General features: G+C 21.2%; 1 protein-coding gene. It reads left to right on the plus strand.

Annotated features, from left to right (window positions below):
* Positions 1-557 (plus strand): hypothetical protein (locus M0D11_RS06435; RefSeq protein WP_252321158.1); only part of this gene is annotated, 557 nt, incomplete at both ends.

A 557-nucleotide genomic window follows, 5' to 3' on the forward strand; every position in this document is an offset into this window, starting at 1 on the left:
AGTATTAAAAATACTGGATTTACTTTATGAAAACCTTGTTGTAAACATAATAAATCTTGAAATGAAGAATGTAATGTTTTAATTGATAAAGAATGTGAAATAACTTCTGCTATTCCGATTTTAATTTTAAATTATGATTTTAATAAATATCAACATTATGATTTTATAGAAAAAATTATTGAACCTTTAACTTTAAAAGCAAGTGAAGATGATGCTCATTATAAATGCTCTAAATATAGATATTGAGTGGAAGATTTTAATGTAATTATAGAACGTGGATTTAATAATAAATTAAATGCTCGTAGTTCAGAAAAAATGCAAGCATTAAGAGGACATATATTTAGTTTATTATATCAATATTATATTCCAGAAAAACATGGAATATTGCCTAAACAATGACAAAGTTGATATAGATTAAATTTTAATATAGATGATAATTTTTTAATTAAATGAACTAAAGAAATATCAATTAAATTAGCAAATGAATTAATAATTAATCAAGGTTGAAATATAACAATATCAAATCATGATGAAGCAGATAGTTTATTAATTGGTTG

The organism is Spiroplasma endosymbiont of Lariophagus distinguendus (genome assembly GCF_023846195.1).
Classification (GTDB): domain Bacteria; phylum Bacillota_I; class Bacilli_A; order Mycoplasmatales; family VBWQ01; genus Spiroplasma_E.